Consider the following 20,251-nt stretch of genomic DNA (forward strand, 5'->3'; position numbering starts at 1 on the left):
GGGAGCGACAGATGAGCGATGCCTCGGACCTGGGGCTGCCGCGCGCGGTGGCGATCGCGTGGGGCATGGTCGCCGACCCGCAGCGCGGGCCGAAGCGGGAGCTCAGCCATGAGCGCATCGTGGAGGCGGCGATCGAACTCGCCGACGCCGAGGGGATCGGCGCGGTGACGATGAGCAAGGTCGCCTCGTCGCTGGGCTTCACCACGATGGCGCTGTATCGCTACGTCACCGCCAAGGACGACCTGCTGCAGCTGATGCAGGACGCGGTACTGGAGCAGCTGCTCGGCACCGCCGATCCGGAGCTTCAACCACAGCGTGAGGACCAGGTCGGCTCGGGGTGGGAACGGGAGCTGCGCTTGATCGCCGACCAGCTGTATGCGATGTATCGCGAACACCCCTGGATGATCGAAATCCCGGTCGCCTCGGCGCAGCTGCTGATGCCGAACAATCTCGCCCTGGTGGACAGCGCCATGCGGGCCATGCGGCAGCTGCCGATCGCAGACCACGAGAAGATCGGTGCGCTGTTGCTGATCAGCACCTTCGTCCGCGGCGCCGCCGACCTGGTTCGCGACATCGGCGGCCGGATCGACCCGGTGATCGGCGGCGCACCCGGCAGCCGGGCACAGTTGATCAAGGAACTGATCAGCGAGGAACGCTATCCCTACCTGCGTCCGCTGGTCGAGTCCGGCATCTACACCGCCGGTGTGGACGCCCCGGTCGACGACGATCCCAGCGACTACGACTTCGGCATCCAGTTGATCTTGGCCGGCATCGCCAACCACGCCGCCGATCCGAGCCAGCAGATGGGGGCGGCGACCTCCGAGCCCGGCTTCAAGTCCGATGATCAACTTGCCGAGGCGCTGACGGTTGATCATGTCCGCAAGGACCCCAAGGTCAAGGACGCCGTCCGCCGCCGCCGCGAAGCCGAGACGAAGCTCCGCGAGGCGCGCAAACGCGAACGCGACCAGATCAAGAGCGCCCTCGAACGGGGCCCCAAGTCCTGACAAGTTCGCCGACGGATGCTCCCGGACACCTCCATTGGCATAAAATGCCAATGGAGGTGATCTCGTGGCGACGAGGAATGTGGTGCTGAGCGATCATCAATATGAGCTGGTCGAGTCATTGGTGGCGTCTGGCCGCTACCAGAACGCCAGTGAGGTGCTGCGCGAAGGTCTCCGTCTCCTGGAGCGGCAGGAGGCCCAGGACGCTGCGAAGATCGCGGCTCTGCGTGACGCGTCCGAAAAGGGATGGTTGGACCTCGCCGCCGGCCGATTCGACGAGGTTGCCGATGAGGGCCTCGACGACTTCATCGGTCAACTCGGGGCTCAAGCAGCGCGGGCCCAGCGGGCCGGCTGAGCGTGCGGTATCGCCTCACCCGTGCTGTCCAGGCCGACATCGTCTCGATTCTGGCGTGGTCTGAGGAGCAGTTCGGCGAGGAGGCACGCGAGCGCTATCAAGCCTTGATCGCCGCTGCCGTTCGCGATGCGGCCTCGAACCCTGACCCTGTGGGCCGCATCGCGCGTCCTGAACTGGGAGCTGAGGTGTTCTCGTGGCATCTGGCGCAGAGTCGTTCACGCTCCCGCGGAGGCATTGTCCGCCGGCCACGCCACTTCTTGATCTGCCGTCGCGAGGGTGAGGTGCTGGTTGTCGGCCGCGTCCTCCATGACGCGATGGATCCGCGCCGCCACGTTGACCCTCGGCAGTCCGGGGAATAGAGATCGCCCCAGCTGGCTGAGGCTGTCGGGCTCGTCGTGCTGACCATCGCCCTGCAAGTCGCCGACAAGGTCCGTACGGTACGCCTTCTCAGGACTCTCGGGTCAGCAGATCTTCCCAGGGTTGAGGTTGCGGCCCGGGTCGGTGGCTGCGAAGAGGCCCTTCATGATCTTGGAACCGGCCGGAGAGATGTCCTGCGACAGCCAGGCCGAGTGCTCGGTGCCGACGGCGTGGTGGTGGGACAGGGTGCCGCCGTTGTCGATGAAGGACTGCTGGATCGCCGACTTCACCTTGTCGTAGAGCGGCATCGGGTCGCGATCGCCGTACACGAAGGCGAAGGTGAAGTAGAGGCAGGCGCCGGTGTGGTACGAGTGCGACAGGTGGCACATCACCCACCCCGGGTCGATGCCCAACTCCTCGTACGCGTCGTTGGCGGCCTGAATCGTGTTGTAGTACAGGTCTTTCAGCCGACTCCACGGCCCGGCTGTCTCGGACACGTCGGCCGCGCCGCCCCAGTCGAGCAGGAAATCGCGGATGTACGGAGTGTCGAACTTCTTCTGGTCGTACAACACGCCCGGGCCCTTGCCGACCCCGATGCCGCCGTGCTTCTTGACGATCTCCTTGACCTCGGACTGCTGCCGGGACACGTGCTGCTTGGTGCCCTCGAAGCCGACGAAGGACAAGCACATCTTGTCCAGGTCCCAGCCGCGCCGCTTCAGCACCTTGAACAGAATCGCCTGTCCAGCAGAGGATTTCTTCGCCGTGGCCATGGTGAAGCCGGTCTCCCGAGCATCGGAGACCCGGGTGATCGACGGCCGCGAGTCCAGCAGCGAGATCTCTTGCATCGCCTCTAGGCCGGCGTCGAACGTGGGGAAGAAGTAGGCCAGGATCACGCGTTCGTCGGGCAGCCGGTGCACCTGGGCGTTCACCTCGGTGATCACGCCCAGCCGACCCTCGCTGCCCAAGATCATTTCCCGAACGCTCGGCCCGGTCGAGGTGCTCGGCAGCGGCCGCAACGCCAACGGACCGCCGGGGGTGGCGACCCGGACACCGCGGGTGATGTCGGAGATGTCGCCGTACTTGTCGGACTGCATGCCCGACGAACGGGTGGCGACCCAGCCGCCGATGGTGGAGTGAGTGAAGCTGTCCGGGTAGTGGCCGACGGTCCAGCCCCGCTGGTTGAGCTGTTCCTCCAGGTCCGGACCCTGGGTGCCCGCTTGGACGGTCGCCAGCCCGGAGTCCTCGTCGATGTCGAGGACCTTGCTCATCCGGCCCATGTCCAGCGAGATCACCGTACGGGTCTCGGCGGGCGGCGGCTCCAGGCTGCCGGAGATGTTGCTGCCGCCACCGAACGGGATCAGCACCGCATCCGCGGCCACCGCCAGGTCGACGACGCTCTGCACCTCGTCGTTGTCGCCCGGGTAGACGACGACGTCGGGCACCCGTGGGAAGTCGCCGGCTCGGACCCGCAGCAGGTCCCGGATCGACTTGCCGTAGGTGTGCACCACCCGGTCCTCGTCGTCGGTGACCACGAACTCCTCGCCGACCGTGCCCTTGAGCTGAGTCATCAGGTCGTCGGAGATCTTGGCCGCCGGCACCACCAGCTGGCTGAAGTCGACCGAGGTGGGCGGCGCCTCACCGGTCAGGTCCAGGCCGACCGCCTTCTTCACGAACGGCGCGAATTTCGGCTTGTCGTCGAAGTGGAAGGCGACGCCCTCGACGCCCCAGCCCCACCACTTCATGTGCTTGACCGAGTTCTGTCCAGTGCTGGCGGCCATGCATCCTCTTTCCGGGCATCACCGCAGCCTGCCGGCGTACCCCGGCTGCGGCGTTCTTGTTCGAATCGATGTCAGACGGTTCGGAACCGAACCGTCTCAGTTGATCTTGCCACGGGCCCGATCGTCGCGCTCACGCCGCTCCATCGCTTCGTCGGTGAGCGCGCGGACCTCCTTGGCCAGCCGGTCGGAGAAGTCGACGGCGTCCTCTTCCGGGAACGCGGACATCGGGCGGCCGATGTTGAGCGTGACCGGCGGGCGACCGCTCTTCGGCCAGCTGGCGCCCTTGGGCATCGCGTCGTACGCGCCGGCAATGGCAACCGGTACACAGGGCACACCCTGGCTGATCGACAATGCGGCGGCTCCGGGCTTGAACGCTGCCATCTCACCGCTCATCGAGCGGGTGCCCTCCGGAAACAACAGCAGGGGTACGCCGGCATTCAGCAACTGCCGCGTCATCCCGTTGCGGCCGCGCACCTTGGTGCGTTCGACCGGGAAGGAGTTGAAGAACAGTTCGGTCAGCGTACGGCTCCAGCGGACCTGGTAGAAGTAGTCGGCCGCGGTCCCGGTGGCCAGGTAGCGGGTCGCCTTCCGTGGCAGCGCACCCATCAGCAGCGGCGCGTCCAGGTGACTGGAATGGTTGGCGACCACGATGTACGGCGGCTCCACCCCGTCAAGGTGCTCGGTGCCGTACACCTTGACCGAAAGCAACGACCAGATGAACGGTCGCATCAGCCCGCGCTGCGCGAAGAAACGCAGGCCCGCGTGCCCCCGTGAGGTGTATCGGCTGGCATCCGTCATTCGTTCACCATATATCTCGCGGTCGGGAAGTGCCGCTTCCGCCATTTTGGCGCGCGTGGTGCGTCCTGGGGGGCGACCCCCAGACCCCCGATACGCCAATCACCTCCACGCATGCGTCAACCCGTCGCCTCCGCTGCGCTGCGGCGTCGGTCTCGCTGCGCTCGACGAGCATGCAACGTTGCGCTGCAACCGTCGGGAATGTCCGAGCCACGGCCCTGGAGCGTTCGTGCTGGCGGACGATTGACGGCAATCGCGAAGGGGCGGTTGAGAGGGGTTCACTCGGTTTCGTTGGTGGTGGCGGCCTGTGGTCGGCAATCGCGAAGGCGGCGGGTTCGGCGGGGTTCACTCGGCGGGGCGGCCGAGTTCGGCGGCCATGTCGTCGGCCAGGCCGGGATTGGCGTACGGGCCTGGGCCGCGGAGCGCGGCGATCACCTGGTCCTGGCTGACCCGATCCTTGTCCTGGCTCAGCTTCACCTTGCAGATGAATCGGCTGATCGGGATCCGCAGGCCGACCGTCCCGCGAGCGACCGGCCGGGCCCACTGTCGATCCAGGAACATCGGCTGCTCGACATTGCGTTCGAAGTGCGCGACCAGCCGGCTGAGCACGTCCAGGTTCTCTTCCTCGTCCAGGATCTGGGGTACGCCGTAACAGTGCGCCGCGGTGAAGTTCCAGGTCGGCGCCTGGCTGGAACCGGGCGCATACCAGGACGGCGAGATGTAGCCGTTGCGGCACTGCACGATGATCAACACCTCCCGATCACCGAAGTCGTGCAGTTCCTCGTCCGGCCGGCCGACGTGGGTGAGCACCGCCAGTCCGTCGGCGTCCTCGTCGAGCAGGATCGGATAGTGCGAGGCGACGATGTCGTCGTCGGTGCGGCTGACCAGGACCGCCCACGGATTCTCGCGGATCAGCCGGCGTACGACCTCGGGGTCCTCGCTGGCATGGTCAGGGTTGTACCGCATGGTTCCGATTCTCTGCCGCAATCACGAATGCCTGCTGCTGCTCAGCATTCGGGAGACGGCGTGGATGGCGCCTCGGGGTGCACGCTGGGCAATGCCCATCAGGATCTTGTAGCGGGTCGAGGGCATCGACAGCACCTTGCCGCGGTCGAAGTCGATCAGCGCCTGCCGGACCAGCGGCTCGGCGTCCAACCAGAGCGGATCCGGGATCTTGGAGGCGTTGATGCCGGCCCGCTGATGGAATTCGGTCCGCACCCATCCGGGCAACAGCGCGGTGACTCGTACGCCGCTGCCGTGCAGTTCGCCGGCCAGGCTTTCGGTGTACGTCGTCACCCACGCCTTGACCGCCGAGTAGAGGCCCATGGTCATGAAGCCGGCGGTGCTGGACACGTTGAGGATCCCGCCCGAACCGCGCTCCCGCATCGCCCGGCCGGCGGCGTTGGACAGCAGCAGCACCGCCCGGATCATCACGTCGACGGCGACTTCCTGCCGGCTGGTGTCCGGGTCGAGCAGCTTCGAGTGCACCCCGAAGCCGGCGTTGTTGATCAGCACGTCGATCGGCCGGTCCTGATCGGCCAGTCGAGCGGCGACCTGGAGCACCTGATGCCGGTCGGCCAGGTCCGCGGAGATCGTCTCCACCTCGACGCCGAAGCCGGTGTGCAGCTCGTCGGCGGTCTCCTTCAGCCGCGTCTCGTCCCGCGCGACCAGCACCAGGTCGTAATTCTTGGCGGCGAGTTGCTGCGCGAACGCCGCGCCGATGCCAGAGGTCCCGCCGGTGATCAGGGCTGTTGCCATGGGGCCGATCCTAGGGGCCGCTCCCACCCGGCCGGTGGGCCGGTGTGCGAGCGTCCGATCACAAGAACGCTGCTCCAGATGGCCGAATCTGCCCGATTTCGGCCGGTGCGGGCCGACTGGTGCAGGATTCTTGTCAACTCGGCCGACCGATCGGACGTGCGGACCATCGACCGTGGCACGATCAGCGTCGTGATGCTGCGCCGCCGGGTGCCGGAGACCAAGCGCACGCTGCCCGGCGTCCGCAATCCGGGCCGGGCGATCGTCGCGGGCTTCGGGCTGGTGGTGATCATCGGCACCGTGCTGCTGTCGTTGCCGATCTCGTCGGCCGGCGGTGATCCGACCCCGCTGCTGAAGTCGCTGTTCACCGCCGTCTCGGCAGTGTGTGTGACCGGTCTGGTCGTGGTCGATGTCGCAACGTACTTCTCCACCTTCGGCCAGGTGGTGCTCCTGGTGCTGATCCAGATCGGCGGCACCGGGGTGATGACGCTGGCCACCCTGATCGGCTTGATCGTGAACCATCGGATCGGGCTGCGGATGCAGGTCACCGCGCGCGCCGAGAGCAAGGCGTTCAGCGCCGGCGACGTGCCCGGAGTGATCCGCCGGGTGGCGTTGATGACCGTCACCATCGAGGCTGCGGTGGCGCTGGTGCTGGCCGTCGGGTTCGCCCGTGACCATCGCGTGCACAGCCTCGGGGAGGCGATCTACTACGGCGTCTTCCACTCGATCTCGGCCTTCAACAACGCCGGCTTCTCACTCTTCAGCGACAACTTGGTCGGCTTCGTCGGCGACCCGCTGATCTGCGTACCGATCATGCTGGCGATCATCGTCGGTGGCATCGGATTCCCGGTGCTGGCCGAGATTCAGCGGCGGACCCGCAGAACCGGACGGCCCCGCCGGCTCGGCCTGCACACCACGATCACGCTGTTCACCACCGCCGTCCTGGTGGTGGTCGGCAGCATCGCCTTCCTGGTCAGCGAATGGAGCAATCCCAAGACGCTGGCGCCGCTGCCGCTGCCGGAGCAGATCCTGGCCTCGATCTTCGGCGCGGTGGTGCCGCGGACGGCCGGGTTCAACAGCCTGGACGTGGCCGCCTTCCGCCCCGAGACCCTGCTGCTGAACGACATCCTGATGTTCATCGGCGGCGGCAGCGCGGGCACCGCGGGCGGCATCAAGGTGACCACCTTCGCGCTGCTCGCCTTCGTCGTACTGGCCGAGCTCCGCGGCGAACCGAGCGTGCATGTCCGTAACCGGCAGTTGCCCACCACGGTGATCCGTCAGGCGCTGGCCGTAGCGTTGCTCGCGCTGACCCTGGTGGTGGCGTCGACGATGGCGATCATGGCGATGACCGGCTACTCGATGGACCGGGTGCTGTTCGAGGTGGTCTCCGCCTTCGCCACCGTCGGTCTGTCCACCGGCATCACCGGCCGGCTGCCCAGCGCAGCGCAGTTGATCTTGATCGGGTTGATGTTTGTCGGCAGGCTCGGACCCATCACCTTGGGTTCGGCCCTGGCGTTGCGGGACCGACCACGGCGGTACGAGTATCCCGAGGAACGGCCGCTGGTCGGCTGAGTCTGGATCAAGGCTGGGCGAGGACAGGAGTTGGTCATGTTCGGCAGCGGTTCGAACGGGCGCAAGCAGGACCACGACGGCAGCCGTCAGGTCGCGGTGATCGGCCTGGGCCGCTTCGGCAGCTCGCTCGCGTTGGAGTTGGCGGCCAAGGGCGTCGAGGTGCTCGGCATCGATTCCGATCATCGTCTGGTGCAGCGCTACGCCGAGGAGCTGACCGAGACGGCGGTCGCCGACAGCACCGACCCCGAGGCGCTGCAGCAACTCGGCCTGCCCGACTTCGAACGGGTGGTGGTCGGCATCGGCACCCACCTGGAGGCCAGCATCCTGACCACCTCCGTGCTGGTGGACTTCCAGATCCCCTACATCTGGGCCAAGGCCGTCACCCGGCAGCACGCCCGGATCCTGGAGCGGATCGGCGCCCACCACGTCGTCTCACCCGAGTACGACATGGGTGAGCGGGTCGCCCATCTGGTGGTCGGCCGGATGCTGGACTACATCCAGCTCGACCACGACTTCGCGTTGATCAAGACCGTGGTGCCCGGTTGGCTGCAGGACCGGCCGTTCGCCGAGACCAGACCGCGCAGCCGGTACGGGGTCACCGTGGTCGGCCTCAAACGCTCCGGCGAGGACTTCAGCTACGCCACCGAGCAGACCACGCCGCGTCGTGGCGATGTGATGATCGTGTCCGGAACCGTCGATGCCGTGGAGAGATTCGCCAATGACGCTTGAGCAAGATCAACTCGACACGCAGGCCCTGCTCGACCGGTTGCGCGAGCAACATCAGGTGCCCGGCGCGGCGCTCGGCGTGCTGCAACTCGGCGAGACGGCCGACCAGGACGTGATCACCAGCCACGCCAGCGGCGTCCTCAACCTGGACACCTTGGTCGCGGTCCGACCGGATTCGATCTTCCAGATCGGCTCGATCAGCAAGACCTTCACCACCACGATGATCATGCAGCTGGCCGAGCGGCAGCAGTTGGATCTGGACCGGCCGGTGATCGAACTGCTGCCCGAGCTGCGGCTCGGCGACGAGAACGCCACCCGGACCGTCACCCTGCGACACCTGCTCAGCCACAGTTCCGGCATCGACGGCGACGTGTTCACCGACTACGGCCGCGGAGACGACGCCGTCAGCCGGTATGTCGAAGGGCTGGCGGAGGTTCCGCAGTTGTTCACGCCGGGCACGATGTTCTCCTACTGCAACGCCGGTTTCGTGCTGGCCGGGCGTCTGATCGAGGTCGTCACCGGCACCAGCTGGGATCAGGCGTTGCATGATCAACTTCTGCAACCGCTCGGTCTGCGGCAGACCGCGACGCTGCCGGAGGAGGCGATCTTCGGCACGGCCGCGGTCGGCCACGCCGGCCAGCCCGGCGAGCCGCGGACGGTGATCAAGCGCTGGCAGCTGCCGCGTTCGATCGGTCCGGCGGGCTTGATCAACTCCACCGTCGCCGACGTGCTCCAGTACGCCCGGATGCACCTGCGCGGCGGCAGCATCGGCGACACCATGATCATCAGCCCGGAATCGGCGCACCGGATGCGGACCGAGCAGATCCGGCAGCCGGTCGGCCAGCAACGCGACGGCTGGCAGGGGCTGGGCTGGATGGTCGATCACTGGGACGGTCACCAGGTCTTCGGCCACAACGGCGCCACGGTCGGCCAATACGCTTACCTGCAAGCGTTTCCGGATCAACGGGTGGCGATCTGCCTGCTCACCAACGGTCCCGGTGCGGGCATGCTCTGGGCCCGGCTCCGGCACGCGCTGCTGGCGTCGTACGGGTTGGACACGCCGATCGGCATCGACCAGCCACCGGCAGACCCCTACCGGCTCAGCGATCCGGTCGCCGCAGTCGGCCGCTACGGCCGGATCTCCGAGACGTACGAGGTCACCCGCACCGACACCGGTCTGCGGGTCGACGTCCGGCCGACGGAGGATTCGCCCGATCCCGAGGACGAGCCGGAGTCGCTGGAATTGATCCCGATCAGTCAAGATCATTTCGTTGCTCGTGCCGATCCGAGCCTGCCGTGGAGCACGTACAGCCACGGCACCTTCACCCGCGAACAGAACCCGGCCGGCGGCGACTACCTCTACACCGGCACGCGGCTCACGCCACGACTGAGCTGATCAGACCCGCTCCCGGAGCCACTCGATGTCGGCGGCCTGTCCGTCGACGCCGCCGGGAGTCTCCACCACAACGGGTGCACCGGCATCGCGGACCACTGCGGCGATCCCGTCCGGATCCGCCTCGCCATTGCCCAGGTTGGTGTGCCGGTCGGCGCCCGAACCGAAGGCGTCCCGGGAGTCGTTGGCGTGCACCAGGTCGACTCGGCCGGTGATCTTCTTGACCCGATCGACCAGGCCGATCAACTCCTCACCGCCGGCGTGGAAGTGGCAGGTGTCCAGGCAGAAGCCGACCTGATCAGCGCCGGACGCCGCACCGATCGCCTGCCACAGCTTCTCGATGCTGGACAGCTGCCGGGCCATCGCCCGGTCGCCGCCGGCAGTGTTCTCGATCAGCAACGGCAGACCGATCTCGGCCCGGTCGATGCACTTGTACCAATTCTCGAAGCCGAGCTCCGGATCGTCCTTGGCCAGCACGTGACCGCCGTGCACGATCAGCCCGGCGGCACCGATCTGGGCGGCGACGTCCAGCTGTTGCTGCAGCAGCTTGCGGCTGGGGATGCGGATCCGGTTGTTGCTCGTGGCGACGTTGAGCACGTACGGCGCATGCACGTACAGCGTGATCCCGGCCTCGCCGGCGGCGTCCTTCAACGCCTCGGCACCGCCGGGATAGGCGACCTTCGGCCCCTTCCAACCCTGCGGATCACCGAGGAAGAACTGCGACAGGCCAGCGTTGCGCGCCCTCGCCTCGGTAATCGGGTCTTCCTGGTCGACGTGTGCACCGATCAACAGCATGCCGCGACCCTAATCGACCGCTCCGACAGTGGGGGCGCGGCCGGTCCGGACGCAGTTCCCGGTGTCCCGTCATCCCGACGGGGCACCGGAAAGCCGGGGACTCAGCGCGGTGCCGAGCTCACTCAGCGCGGATCTCAGACCAACGCTGCGCACTGACCGATCGCACGGCCGCCGACGGTGTTGACCTCGCCGGGGATGAAGCCGCCGGACACTCCGGGGCGCAGGCCCACGCAGACCAGGTTGTGACGAACCGTGTTGCGGACGATGAAGACGCGCGGCACCGGATCGGGATCGGTGACCGTGATGTCGGCCAGGGTCACGTTGCCGCCGACTTGGTTGAACAGAACGCCGACCCAGATGGCCGTCTGTCCGGTGACGGTGAGGTTGCGGCCGATCGTGTTGTTCTTGATCGACCAGGGGATCTCGCCGCCGCCACCGGCCAGCGTGACGTTGCCGGTGACGCTGATCCCGTTCAGCAGCACAGTGTTCGCGCCGAACGCGGTGACGTTGCCCCGCACGGTGATGGTGGAGTGTCCGTCCGGGTCGACGGTGCACGGGTGCGCCGAGTTGCCGGTGTACGAGGGCGGCTGGCAGCCCAGACCGAGCAGCGAGCCGCGCATTGCGGTGACGTTGTGTCCGACGGTGATCGTCGCCGGCGCGCTTTGCGCGTCGAGCACCGCGTTGGCGGCCACGTACACGTTGCCGCTGACGTTGATCATCGCGCCGTCCGCTACGGCGCAGTTGCCGGTGACGATGAGGCTCGTGTAGTTGCCGGACGGAACGTCGCCGCCGGTGCAGGTGTACGCCCTTGCCGCCGTGCCTTGTGCGGAGGCGACGGCCGTACCGGCCACGATCAGGATGGCGGCCCCTACCAGGGTGCCGATGGCACGCAGAACTCTTCGCATTTTGTTGTTCCTCCCCCGAGCGAAATGCTCCCTTGGAGCGGACGCTAACGGCGGCCGGTCCGCGTCGGTAGGGTCTTTCGGCGCGGGGCCGGACAGCTCCCGGGGAGGACCGCGGATCAGGACTCGTTGGCGTCCTCGGCCGAGGGGGGCTCGTTGCGACCGGCCTGCCACCAATCTCGTACCCGATTGGCGGCCAGACCACCGACGCCGCCCATCACGCCGCCGACCTTGCCGACCACCTTGAACAGCGGATCGGAACTGGTCTTGAAGCTCTCCTGGTAGGACGCGGCGGCCGCTTTCACGTCCTCGCTGAACGGCGCATCCTTGTCGCCGGAACGGCGCGGGTAGTTGCCTGCCAGGATGTCCTGATACTCCGTCCCGGCAGCCCACTTCTGCAGTTCGGCTGCCCGTAGCGCGGCCATCGGATGGGTCTGTCCCCAGACCTGCAGCAGCTTCAGCACCGAATCGCGGACGTCTCCGCTGGACTGGTAGTCGCGAGCTTGATCAAGGAATCCGGCCACGTCCATCTCATCCGGATTCAGCGCCCCGGCCAGTGACGCGTGCACCCGCAGCGTCGCCGCAGGATCCTGTACACACAGCAATCCGGCCCGATCACAGGACAACTCGGACTTGCGATACCACTCGTTCAACGCGACGATGATCGCCCGCAGACCCCAGACGCCGATCGGCATCCACTGGATGGACTGCGCGATGCCGATCAGCTGCAACAGCATCGTCCGATAGACCGCGTGGCCACTCAGCACGTGACCCATCTCGTGCCCGATGGTGAACCGCAGCCCCTCCTCGTCGAGCAGCTGCAACATGCCGGTGCTGATCACGATGATCGGCTTGTCCAGGCCGATGGTCATCGCGTTCGGGACCGGGCTCTGCTCGATGTAGAGCTCCGGGATCGGCTGCACGTCCAGGGTGGTCGCGCATTCCTCGATCAATCGATGCAGTTCGGGATACTGCCGCGGCGAAACCCGGATCGACGTGGCCAGATAGAGCAGCCGGATGCTGCGTTCGCCGATCGCCCCGGACAGTGCTTTGAGTACGGCGTCGAATCCGGGGATCGCGCGCAGCGCCACCAAGGCACCGCGGTCGGCCGGATGTTCGTACGCCCTGGGGCTGATGTCGGGGAATCGAATCCGTCCGCGCCCGATCTGCCGCTGCTCTGCATAGCTCACCTGCGTGAGTCTAGGTTGCTCCGGGAGCGGTGAAAGGGTTCGCACAAAGGTCCGGCCCCGTACCTGGTCGGGTACGGGGCCGGCGGGGGACTTCGGCGGTGGACGAGTTCAGCGGGCCGCGGTCGCCAGGGCTGTGGGTCCAAGTCCCGGGGGCTGCGGCAAGATCAGCTGCAGGTGACGACGCCGCTGCCGACCTGGTGCACGCCCGGTCCGAGATCGGAACAGGTCTGGCCCAGATGCACTGCGGCGACGATGGCGATCACTCCGCCGATCAGACCGAGCGCGGTGGTGATGCAGCCGACGATGATGCCGGCCTTGGCCAATCCGTTCCGGAAGCCGGCGTTCTTGGACTTCCGGAACGCGACAACGCTGATGATCAAGCCGATCCAGCTGGCGACGATGGACAGCACGAGACCGACGATGCCGAGCGTGCGGCCGGGATCTTCCTGCAGCGCGACGCCACCGGCGTAGGGGGCGGCGTTGCTCATCGGGGTCTGGGCGTCACTCATGTCTAACTCCTTAACCGAACGGGTACGCGATGTGCGTACGGGGCCTGTGACGGCCCGTTTTCAAGTCCGGTTCCCACCAGATCCCACTGATTTTCGTCGGCGCGGATCCCCTGCGGGTGGACCCTGTGGATCCCTTCCACGCAAGAGCTTCCGATCCGGACGATCCCCATCCCGCACCGGCGCGATGTCCGCTGCCGACGTGGTGTTCGAGCCGTCATTTTCCGGCACGTGTGGGGTTTTGGACAGCCGGAGATCAGCCGTCCTGCCCGGCGACGAGGGACTAGCCGGAGAGTGTGGTCGGCCCGCCGGAGTGGTCGGCTACTCGCCGGTCTGCTGATCGATCAGTTCGCGGACCACATCGAGGTGGCCCAGATGCCGGGCGTACTCCTGCAACAAGTGGAAGCCGATCCAACCGAGCGTCGGTGGATCCTCACTGAATCGACCGCCGATCTCGGCCGGGGTGTCCAGCGGTGCGGACGACAGCACCCGGGTCGTCCGTACTCCCTGCTGGAGCAGGAAATTTCGAAGATCATCTACCGACTCGTCCGGGCCGACCGACCAGCGGCCGGTCTGCGGATCATTGTCACCCCAGGGATCCTCGACCGCGATGGCCTGAAACCCCCATTGGATCCAGCGACGTTCGACGTGACCGAGATGCTTGATCAACTCCAGCGGCGTCCAACCGCTCGGCAACACGGTGTGCCGAAGTTGATCATCGTCGAGGCCGTCGATCTTGCGCAGCATGGTCTGCCGATAGAGCTCGAGGTATTCGATCAGCAGCCGGCTCGGATCCGCGATCCGGCCGTCCGGTTCGTCGAAGCCTTCCATCGGCTCAGCCTAGAACGAGGAGGCTCCGACGGACGAGAGCCGAAACGACGAAAGGCAGCCGGGTAAGGAACCCGACTGCCTCACGAGGTTGCTGCTGGGGCTCAGCTGCAGGTGTAGGTGACGCCACCCTCGACATGTACGCCGGGGCCGAGATCGGCGCAGTGGCCGGCGACCTTCACTGCCACCACGATCACGATGATGGTGACGATGATCGAGATCGCGGTCAGGATGCCGCCGATGATGATGCCGGCCAGTGCCGGGGTGTTCTTGAAGCCGGCCTTCTTGGACTTGGTGAACGCGATGATGCTGATGATCAAACCGATCACGTTGGCGACGATCGACAGCACCAGGCCGACGATGCCGAGGGTGCGGCCGGGATCCTGCGCGACCGGCATGTAGCCGCCGGGCGGCGGTGCCGGCTGGAAGTTGCTCGGTGGCTGGGCGTTGCTCATGGTGGTTCTCCTTGGAAGTTCGGGCAGCGCGCCATCGGGAAACTGACGGGGCGCATCGGACCCGAGGAATTGCCGCCCCGACCCCGATCGGCTCCGCCGATCCTGGTGAAAACAACCGACGGAGGCGCGCGAAGAATATCGCGACACGGTTGACTTGTGCCAAATTCCGAGGCGGCTGTGAAATTGATGTGGATTGTCGGCGGGGCGCCTCGTACGAGTGGAAGCGACTTGAATCCATCGGGGAGGCTGTAGGCATGTCTTTGACCACCGAACGTCCGATGGCCGCGCAACAGGGCGGATATCAACAGCCGCGACCGCGGAAACTGTCGTGGAATCTCCGCAGCGCGATGCCGGTGTTCGTGGTGGCCGTGCTGGGCGTTCTGGCGACGACGTGGGTGGCGCTCTACACCACTCGCGGCCAGCTCTACGACCAGACGGCGATGCGGGTGCTGGACAGCGGCAACGGCAGTACCGCCAACGCACACCTGGTCCAACTGCTGCAGCAGGTGAGCGTCGGCGGGACCGCGATCGCGTTGGCGATCATGGCCGGGGTCGCGGTGCTGCGCGGACGTTTCCGGCTGGCGCTGGCCGCGGGTGTGCTGGTGGTCGGTGCGAACGTCACCACTCAGCTGCTGAAGCGGTACGTGCTCGAGCGGCCCGATCTCGGGCAGGGCGCGGTCAATTCTCTGCCCAGCGGGCACACCACGGTGGTCTTCTCGCTCGTCCTGGCCGCCGTCCTGGTGTCGCCGCGGGCGCTGCGCTGGCTGGTGGTGCTGATCGGTTCTGCGGTCGGCGGGCTGACCGGGCTGGCGACCGTGATCGCCGGTTGGCATCGTCCCAGTGACGTGGTCGCCGGGCTGTTGGTGACCCTGGCCTGGGCCGCTCTGGTCAGCGGATTGCTGACCGGTGGACCGCGGGACGGCCGGATCGGCCACAGCGGGATGTTCGCCGCCCTGCTCGGAGGCGCGCTGGCCGCACTCGGTGTGATCATCTACGGCTTCGGCTGGTCGGCCGCCGCCGATGCGTCGAAGGTGATCCCGTTCACCGCGGCGGTGATTGCCGGCGTGGCGGCGTTGGCCGTCGGCGGCTACGCGCAACTGGTGTCTCGTACCTCCAATTAGCTTGCTGGCGCGACGCCTCTTTGTCGCTGATCCAGGCTGACACCTCGAGCGTCCGGCAAGATGAGACGGTGAACGGCTGGAAGCGGCTACTGCGCGGCATCGTCGCCGTCGTGCTTGCTGTGGTCGTCTACTTCCTGGTTCCGTTGGGCGAGGGGCACGACAACGTGGTCGTCCGCGCCGTGCTCACTGTGACCTTTCTCTTGCTGCTGGTGGCGCTGGTGATCTGGCAGATGGGACGCCAGGTCCGCGACCCGAACAGCCGGGTTGACGGGCTCGCGCTCGCGGTGGTCGTGGCCGTGCTGGGCTTCGCGCTCGGGTTCTACCGGATGGCCCTGTCGCAGCCGGGCCAGATCATCGGCCTGCAGACCCGAGTCGATGCCCTTTACTTCACCCTGACCACGCTGCTCACCATCGGCTACGGCGACATCCATGCCGCCGGGCAGGAAGCGCGGGTGCTGGTGATCGTGCAGATGGTCTTCAACGTGGTCGTGTTGGCCACCGCGGCGTCGCTGCTGACCAGTCGGTTGCGGACTCGTGCCGAGGAGCGGCGCGAGTCCAAGCGTGGCTGAGCGTGCCGGATCCCATTTACCAGCATGCTGCTCCAGTTGCGCCGGCCTGGCCGAGATCGGGCAGCGCAGGGCCACTGGCGCAGCATTCTTATGATCCGTCGTCGTCGATTAGCTCCGCCGGTCACTGCCCGGTAGTCTTGGCGGCTGGCCCAGCGCGATCCGAACGCGCAGGGGCCGAGCAACGCCCTCCTGTCATGGGGACGTCCCATGACCGCAACAGACCAGAGGAGGAGGAGAACGCGTATGCGCAAGTACGAGGTCATGATCATCATCGACCCGGACACCGACGAGCGGCAGGTTCCTGGCACGCTCGACAACTATTTGAAGGTGATCACCGACGCCGGCGGTTCCGTCGAGAACATCGACATCTGGGGTCGTCGCCGGTTGGCGTACGAGATCCAGAAGAAGCCGGAAGGCATCTACGCGGTGGTCAACCTGACCGCCACCCCGGCCGACGTGCAGGAGCTGGATCGTCAGCTCGGCATCAACGAGTCGATCATGCGGACCAAGGTTCTTCGCACCGATCACTCCTGAGCTGGGGACAACCGGCAGCCAACTGTCGGTGGTCCGTGACACAGTGGGGATCCACCTCGTTCCAAGGGTCGATCGACGTGAACGTCCACGTGGAGATTGACACCTGGATGAGGCGACATCCACATTCGGTACGGACCGACCAAACCGCTGATCACCGGAGACTCTTATGGCAGGCGAAACCGTCATCACCCTCGTCGGCAATCTGACCGCCGACCCGGAGCTGCGCTTCACCCCGTCGGGTGCGGCCGTGGCCAACTTCACCGTCGCCTCGACGCCGCGGACGTTCGATCGTCAGACGAACGAGTGGCGCGACGGGGAGGCGATGTTCATCAACTGCGCCGTCTGGCGGCAGGCAGCTGAGAATGTTGCGGAGTCCTTGCAGAAGGGCATGCGGGTGATCGTGCAGGGTCGCCTGAAGTCGCGCAGCTACGAGACCCGCGAGGGCGAGCGGCGTACCGTCTTCGAGATCGACGTCGACGAGATCGGCCCGGCGCTGAAGTACGCGACCGCCAAGGTCACCCGTACCAGCAGCGGCGGCGGTCAAGGTCAGCGCGGCGGCGGTTACGGCGGCAACGCCGGCGGCCCGGCCAACTCGGGCGGCGGCTACGGCAACAATGCCGGCGCCCCGGCCAACACCGGCGGCGGTTCCTACGGCGGCAACAACTCCGATCCGTGGGCCACCAACAGCGGTGGGGGCAACAACGGTGGGGGCAACAACGGCGGCGGCATGGCGGGCAACGACCCGTGGGCCACCAACGCCAACGAAGAGCCCCCGTTCTGATCGCCAAGCAGTAATCGGAAGGTCCCCAGCAAGGCGGCGGGCCGTCCATCGGGAAAGATCCCTGAGCCTGTCGAAGGGCCGATCCCAACCACAGAAACCAACTGGCACATTCCGGCGACAGCCGGGCTCATAGAAGGAGAGCACCACAATGGCCAATGCACCAGCCGTACAGCGCAAGCCGAAGAAGAAGGCGAATCCGCTGCGCGCAGGCCAGCCCATCGATTACAAGGACACCGCGACCCTGCGGAAGTTCATCTCCGAGCGGGGCAAGATCCGCGCTCGCCGGGTGACCGGTCTGAGTGTCCAGGAGCAGCGCAAGGTCGCGATCGCGATCAAGAACGCCCGCGAGATGGCGTTGCTGCCGTACGCCTCGACCGCTCGCTGAGCTGAGTAGGAGAACGAATATGAAGCTCATTCTGACTGCGCCGGTGGAGAACCTCGGCGTCGCCGGCGACATCATCGAGGTCAAGGACGGCTACGGCCGCAACTACCTGGTCCCGCGCGGTTTCGCGATCAGCTGGACCAAGGGTGCCGAGAAGCAGATCGAGGGCATCAAGCGGGCGCGCGACGCGCGGGAGATCCGCGGCATCGAGCACGCCCAGCAGGTCCGCGATCAGCTCGAGCAGATCTCGGTCGAGGTCCCGGTCCGGGCCTCGGAGTCGGGCAAGCTGTTCGGCGCAGTGACCCCGTCACTGATCGTGGCCGGCATCAAGAAGTCCGGTGGTCCGGCGCTCGACAAGCGCTCGGTCCAGGTCGACAAGCCGATCCGCCAGCTCGGCTCGCACAAGGTCGGCATCAAGTTGCACGACGCAGTGACCGCCCACGTCGGCGTCACCGTGGTCGCCGACGCCTGATCGGTTCGACACCGGAACTACAGCGCAACATCAGAAGGGCGGCTCTTCGGAGCCGCCCTTCTGCATGCTGGCGATGTGACCCTGCGGCCCGCAGGGTGGTGTGTTCGTTTTCCCGCCGCAGTTGGGTTCTGGAGCGTCGGAGCGGCGTGCCGACTGTTCGTTTTCCAGCCGGTGTTGGGTTCTGGGTGCGGTTGGGGCTCGAGGTGTGTTCGTTCTCCCGCCGGAGTCGGCTTCTGTGCGCGTCGGAGGCGCGGGCGGGCTTGTTTCCAGCCGAATGTCCCGACCCCGGCCCTTCGGAGCGAGCTGCGGGTCGCGCTTCGGGCAGGTCACGCGATGCGGTGGGGTTACGGATGGGACGATCGGGCGACCAGGTCGACCGGCGCGGCGTGGACGGATCGGCTGATGCGGAACGAGGGGGACAAGGATGGGCGGAGCGAAGAAGGCAGGAGTTGCTGCCGGTACGACGGCGGGCATCGCGGCAGCGGTGGCGGCCTGGGATCTGCTGCAGCGCAAGCATTCGGTGCTGCGCAACTATCCGATCGTCGGCCACCTGCGCTATCTGCTGGAGGACATCCGGCCGGAGGTCCAGCAGTACTTCATCGAGCGCAACACCGACGGCCGCCCGTACGATCGCGACGTCCGATCGATCATCTACGAACGCGCCAAGGGCATCCACGGCGAGCAGGCGTTCGGCACCGAACGCGACGTCAACCGGGCCGGCTACGAGTTTCTGCTGCATTCGGTGGCGCCGCTCGATCCGCCGGACGACCCGCCGCGGGTGCTGATCGGCGGTCCGGACTGCAGCAAGCCGTACAGCATGGCTCTGCTGAACGTGTCGGCGATGAGCTTCGGCGCGCTCTCGGCCAACGCGATCCGGGCGCTCAACAAGGGCTCCAAGCTCGGCGGGTTCGCGCACGACACCGGCGAGGGCGGGCTGTCGCCGTACCACTTGGAGAACGGCGGCGATCTGGTCTGGGAGATCGGCTCCGGCTACTTCTCCACCCGGACCAAGGACGGGCACTTCGATCCGGGTCAGTTCGTGGAGAACAGTTCGCACGAACAGGTGAAGGCGGTGTCGCTGAAGCTGTCGCAGGGTGCGAAGCCGGGCATCGGCGGGGTGCTCCCGGCGGCCAAGGTCAGCGCCGAGATCGCCCGCATCCGCAACGTACCGCAGGGCCAGAAATGCGTCAGCCCGCCCGGTCATCGGGTCTTCTCCACGCCGGTCGAACTGATCGAATTCATCGCCAGGATGCGAGAGCTGTCCGGTGGCAAACCGGCCGGCTTCAAGCTGTGCGTCGGCAATCGGCAGGACGTCCTGGCCATCTGCAAGGCCATCCTGCAGGTCGGTACGGCGCCGGACTTCATCATCGTCGACGGTTCCGAGGGCGGCACCGCGGCCGCTCCGCTGGAGTACGAGGACCATGTCGGGATGCCGCTGACCGAAGGGCTGATGCTGCTCCACAACGCGCTGGTCGGCACCGGGTTGCGGGACCGGATCAAGCTCGGTGCCAGCGGCAAGGTCGCCACCGGCAGCGACATCGTCAAGCGGATGATCCAGGGCGCCGACTACACCAACGCGGCCCGGGCGATGATGATGGCGATCGGTTGCATCCAGTCCCAGCGCTGTCACACCGATCGTTGCCCGGTCGGCGTCGCCACCCAGAATCCGCGCCGATCCAGGGCACTGGACGTGGCCGACAAGAGTCAGCGGGTGTACCGCTATCAGCAGGCGACCGTTGCCGAGGCGATGTCGATGATGGCGTCGATGGGCGTTCGTACGCCCGAGCAGTTGAACCCGCATCAGTTGCGTCGCAACGTGTCCGAGGTGGAGAACCATTCCTACGCCGAACTGTACGAGTGGCTGCACCCGGGCGAGCTGCTGTCCGATCCGCCGGCGAGCTGGCTGGGCGACTGGGCCGCAGCGTCCGCCGATCACTTCCCCAGCCCGTACGTCGGCACCCACGCGTGACCGGTTCGACCCGCT

At 66.8% G+C, this 20,251-nt stretch carries 23 protein-coding genes; 13 read left to right on the forward strand and 10 right to left on the reverse strand.

Annotation, left to right across the window (positions count from 1 at the left end; all coding sequences use genetic code 11):
- The first annotated feature begins 11 nt into the window (after positions 1–11).
- From FOE78_RS01945 to FOE78_RS24645, 3 genes are all read left to right on the forward strand, one after another.
- Positions 12–1,004, forward strand: a complete 993-nt coding sequence (locus FOE78_RS01945) for a TetR/AcrR family transcriptional regulator (RefSeq protein ID WP_143984830.1) — start codon at positions 12–14, stop codon at positions 1,002–1,004.
- Positions 1,005–1,068: 64 nt separating this feature from the next.
- On the forward strand, positions 1,069–1,356 hold the full coding sequence (locus FOE78_RS01950) for a type II toxin-antitoxin system ParD family antitoxin (RefSeq protein WP_143984831.1): 288 nt from the start codon (positions 1,069–1,071) through the stop codon (positions 1,354–1,356).
- A 2-nt stretch (positions 1,357–1,358) separates the two neighbouring features.
- A complete protein-coding gene (locus FOE78_RS24645; RefSeq protein ID WP_143984832.1) occupies positions 1,359–1,715 on the forward strand; it encodes a type II toxin-antitoxin system RelE/ParE family toxin in 357 nt (118 codons plus the stop codon).
- A gap of 102 nt (positions 1,716–1,817) precedes the next feature.
- Here the strand turns inward: FOE78_RS24645 and FOE78_RS01960 are convergent, their stop codons facing one another.
- The 4 genes from FOE78_RS01960 to FOE78_RS01975 form a co-directional block, all read right to left on the reverse strand.
- Positions 1,818–3,491: an FAD-binding oxidoreductase gene (locus FOE78_RS01960; protein ID WP_143984833.1), complete on the reverse strand. Its 1,674-nt coding sequence runs from the start codon at positions 3,489–3,491 to the stop codon at positions 1,818–1,820.
- Between the two features lie 96 nt (positions 3,492–3,587).
- Positions 3,588–4,289, reverse strand: coding sequence for a lysophospholipid acyltransferase family protein (locus FOE78_RS01965; protein WP_143984834.1), 702 nt, complete (start codon positions 4,287–4,289; stop codon positions 3,588–3,590).
- 342 nt (positions 4,290–4,631) lie between these two features.
- A complete protein-coding gene (locus tag FOE78_RS01970) occupies positions 4,632–5,252 on the reverse strand; it encodes an FMN-binding negative transcriptional regulator (RefSeq protein WP_143984835.1) in 621 nt (206 codons plus the stop codon).
- Positions 5,253–5,273: 21 nt separating this feature from the next.
- The gene (locus tag FOE78_RS01975) at positions 5,274–6,044 is read right to left on the reverse strand and encodes an SDR family NAD(P)-dependent oxidoreductase (protein ID WP_143984836.1); all 771 of its coding nucleotides are present in this window, start codon (positions 6,042–6,044) and stop codon (positions 5,274–5,276) included.
- A gap of 78 nt (positions 6,045–6,122) precedes the next feature.
- Here FOE78_RS01975 and FOE78_RS01980 point away from each other — a divergent pair, with 78 nt between their 5' ends.
- The 3 genes from FOE78_RS01980 to FOE78_RS01990 are packed head-to-tail and all read left to right on the forward strand — an operon-like array spanning position 6,123 to position 9,735.
- Positions 6,123–7,613 carry a TrkH family potassium uptake protein gene (locus FOE78_RS01980; protein WP_228266003.1) on the forward strand — a complete coding sequence of 497 codons (1,491 nt, stop codon included), beginning with the start codon at positions 6,123–6,125 and terminating at the stop codon, positions 7,611–7,613.
- A 36-nt stretch (positions 7,614–7,649) separates the two neighbouring features.
- Complete coding sequence (locus tag FOE78_RS01985) at positions 7,650–8,342, forward strand: potassium channel family protein (RefSeq protein ID WP_143984837.1); 693 nt, start codon at positions 7,650–7,652, stop codon at positions 8,340–8,342.
- Positions 8,332–9,735, forward strand: a complete 1,404-nt coding sequence (locus FOE78_RS01990) for a serine hydrolase domain-containing protein (protein ID WP_168207331.1) — start codon at positions 8,332–8,334, stop codon at positions 9,733–9,735. The genes FOE78_RS01985 and FOE78_RS01990 overlap by 11 nt, the downstream gene beginning before the upstream one ends.
- Here the strand turns inward: FOE78_RS01990 and FOE78_RS01995 are convergent, their stop codons facing one another.
- The 6 genes from FOE78_RS01995 to FOE78_RS02020 form a co-directional block, all read right to left on the reverse strand.
- Positions 9,736–10,527 (reverse strand): deoxyribonuclease IV, encoded by a 792-nt coding sequence (locus FOE78_RS01995; protein WP_143984839.1) that lies wholly within the window; start codon positions 10,525–10,527, stop codon positions 9,736–9,738.
- A gap of 134 nt (positions 10,528–10,661) precedes the next feature.
- Positions 10,662–11,432: a DUF342 domain-containing protein gene (locus FOE78_RS02000; RefSeq protein ID WP_143984840.1), complete on the reverse strand. Its 771-nt coding sequence runs from the start codon at positions 11,430–11,432 to the stop codon at positions 10,662–10,664.
- 116 nt (positions 11,433–11,548) lie between these two features.
- Entirely contained in the window at positions 11,549–12,619 is a 1,071-nt protein-coding gene (locus FOE78_RS02005; protein ID WP_228266004.1) for a M48 family metallopeptidase, read from the reverse strand.
- Positions 12,620–12,783: 164 nt separating this feature from the next.
- On the reverse strand, positions 12,784–13,128 hold the full coding sequence (locus tag FOE78_RS02010; RefSeq protein ID WP_143984841.1) for a hypothetical protein: 345 nt from the start codon (positions 13,126–13,128) through the stop codon (positions 12,784–12,786).
- A gap of 318 nt (positions 13,129–13,446) precedes the next feature.
- Positions 13,447–13,956 (reverse strand): DinB family protein, encoded by a 510-nt coding sequence (locus FOE78_RS02015; RefSeq protein WP_143984842.1) that lies wholly within the window; start codon positions 13,954–13,956, stop codon positions 13,447–13,449.
- A gap of 101 nt (positions 13,957–14,057) precedes the next feature.
- A complete protein-coding gene (locus tag FOE78_RS02020) occupies positions 14,058–14,408 on the reverse strand; it encodes a hypothetical protein (protein ID WP_143984843.1) in 351 nt (116 codons plus the stop codon).
- Between the two features lie 254 nt (positions 14,409–14,662).
- Here FOE78_RS02020 and FOE78_RS02025 point away from each other — a divergent pair, with 254 nt between their 5' ends.
- The 7 genes from FOE78_RS02025 (at position 14,663) to FOE78_RS02055 (ending at position 20,236) form a co-directional block, all read left to right on the forward strand.
- Positions 14,663–15,529, forward strand: a complete 867-nt coding sequence (locus tag FOE78_RS02025) for a phosphatase PAP2 family protein (RefSeq protein WP_143984844.1) — start codon at positions 14,663–14,665, stop codon at positions 15,527–15,529.
- 68 nt (positions 15,530–15,597) lie between these two features.
- Positions 15,598–16,098 carry a potassium channel family protein gene (locus FOE78_RS02030; RefSeq protein WP_143984845.1) on the forward strand — a complete coding sequence of 167 codons (501 nt, stop codon included), beginning with the start codon at positions 15,598–15,600 and terminating at the stop codon, positions 16,096–16,098.
- 243 nt (positions 16,099–16,341) lie between these two features.
- Positions 16,342–16,632 (forward strand): 30S ribosomal protein S6, encoded by a 291-nt coding sequence (gene rpsF, locus FOE78_RS02035; RefSeq protein ID WP_143984846.1) that lies wholly within the window; start codon positions 16,342–16,344, stop codon positions 16,630–16,632.
- 166 nt (positions 16,633–16,798) lie between these two features.
- Complete coding sequence (locus FOE78_RS02040) at positions 16,799–17,413, forward strand: single-stranded DNA-binding protein (protein WP_143984847.1); 615 nt, start codon at positions 16,799–16,801, stop codon at positions 17,411–17,413.
- Between the two features lie 148 nt (positions 17,414–17,561).
- A complete protein-coding gene (gene rpsR, locus FOE78_RS02045; protein ID WP_091525463.1) occupies positions 17,562–17,798 on the forward strand; it encodes a 30S ribosomal protein S18 in 237 nt (78 codons plus the stop codon).
- Positions 17,799–17,817: 19 nt separating this feature from the next.
- A complete protein-coding gene (gene rplI / locus FOE78_RS02050; protein ID WP_143984848.1) occupies positions 17,818–18,267 on the forward strand; it encodes a 50S ribosomal protein L9 in 450 nt (149 codons plus the stop codon).
- A gap of 424 nt (positions 18,268–18,691) precedes the next feature.
- Positions 18,692–20,236: an FMN-binding glutamate synthase family protein gene (locus tag FOE78_RS02055; RefSeq protein WP_143984849.1), complete on the forward strand. Its 1,545-nt coding sequence runs from the start codon at positions 18,692–18,694 to the stop codon at positions 20,234–20,236.
- The last annotated feature ends 15 nt before the right edge of the window (positions 20,237–20,251 follow it).

Source organism: Microlunatus elymi (assembly GCF_007362775.1).
In the GTDB taxonomy this organism is placed as follows: Bacteria; Actinomycetota; Actinomycetes; order Propionibacteriales; family Propionibacteriaceae; genus Microlunatus; species Microlunatus elymi.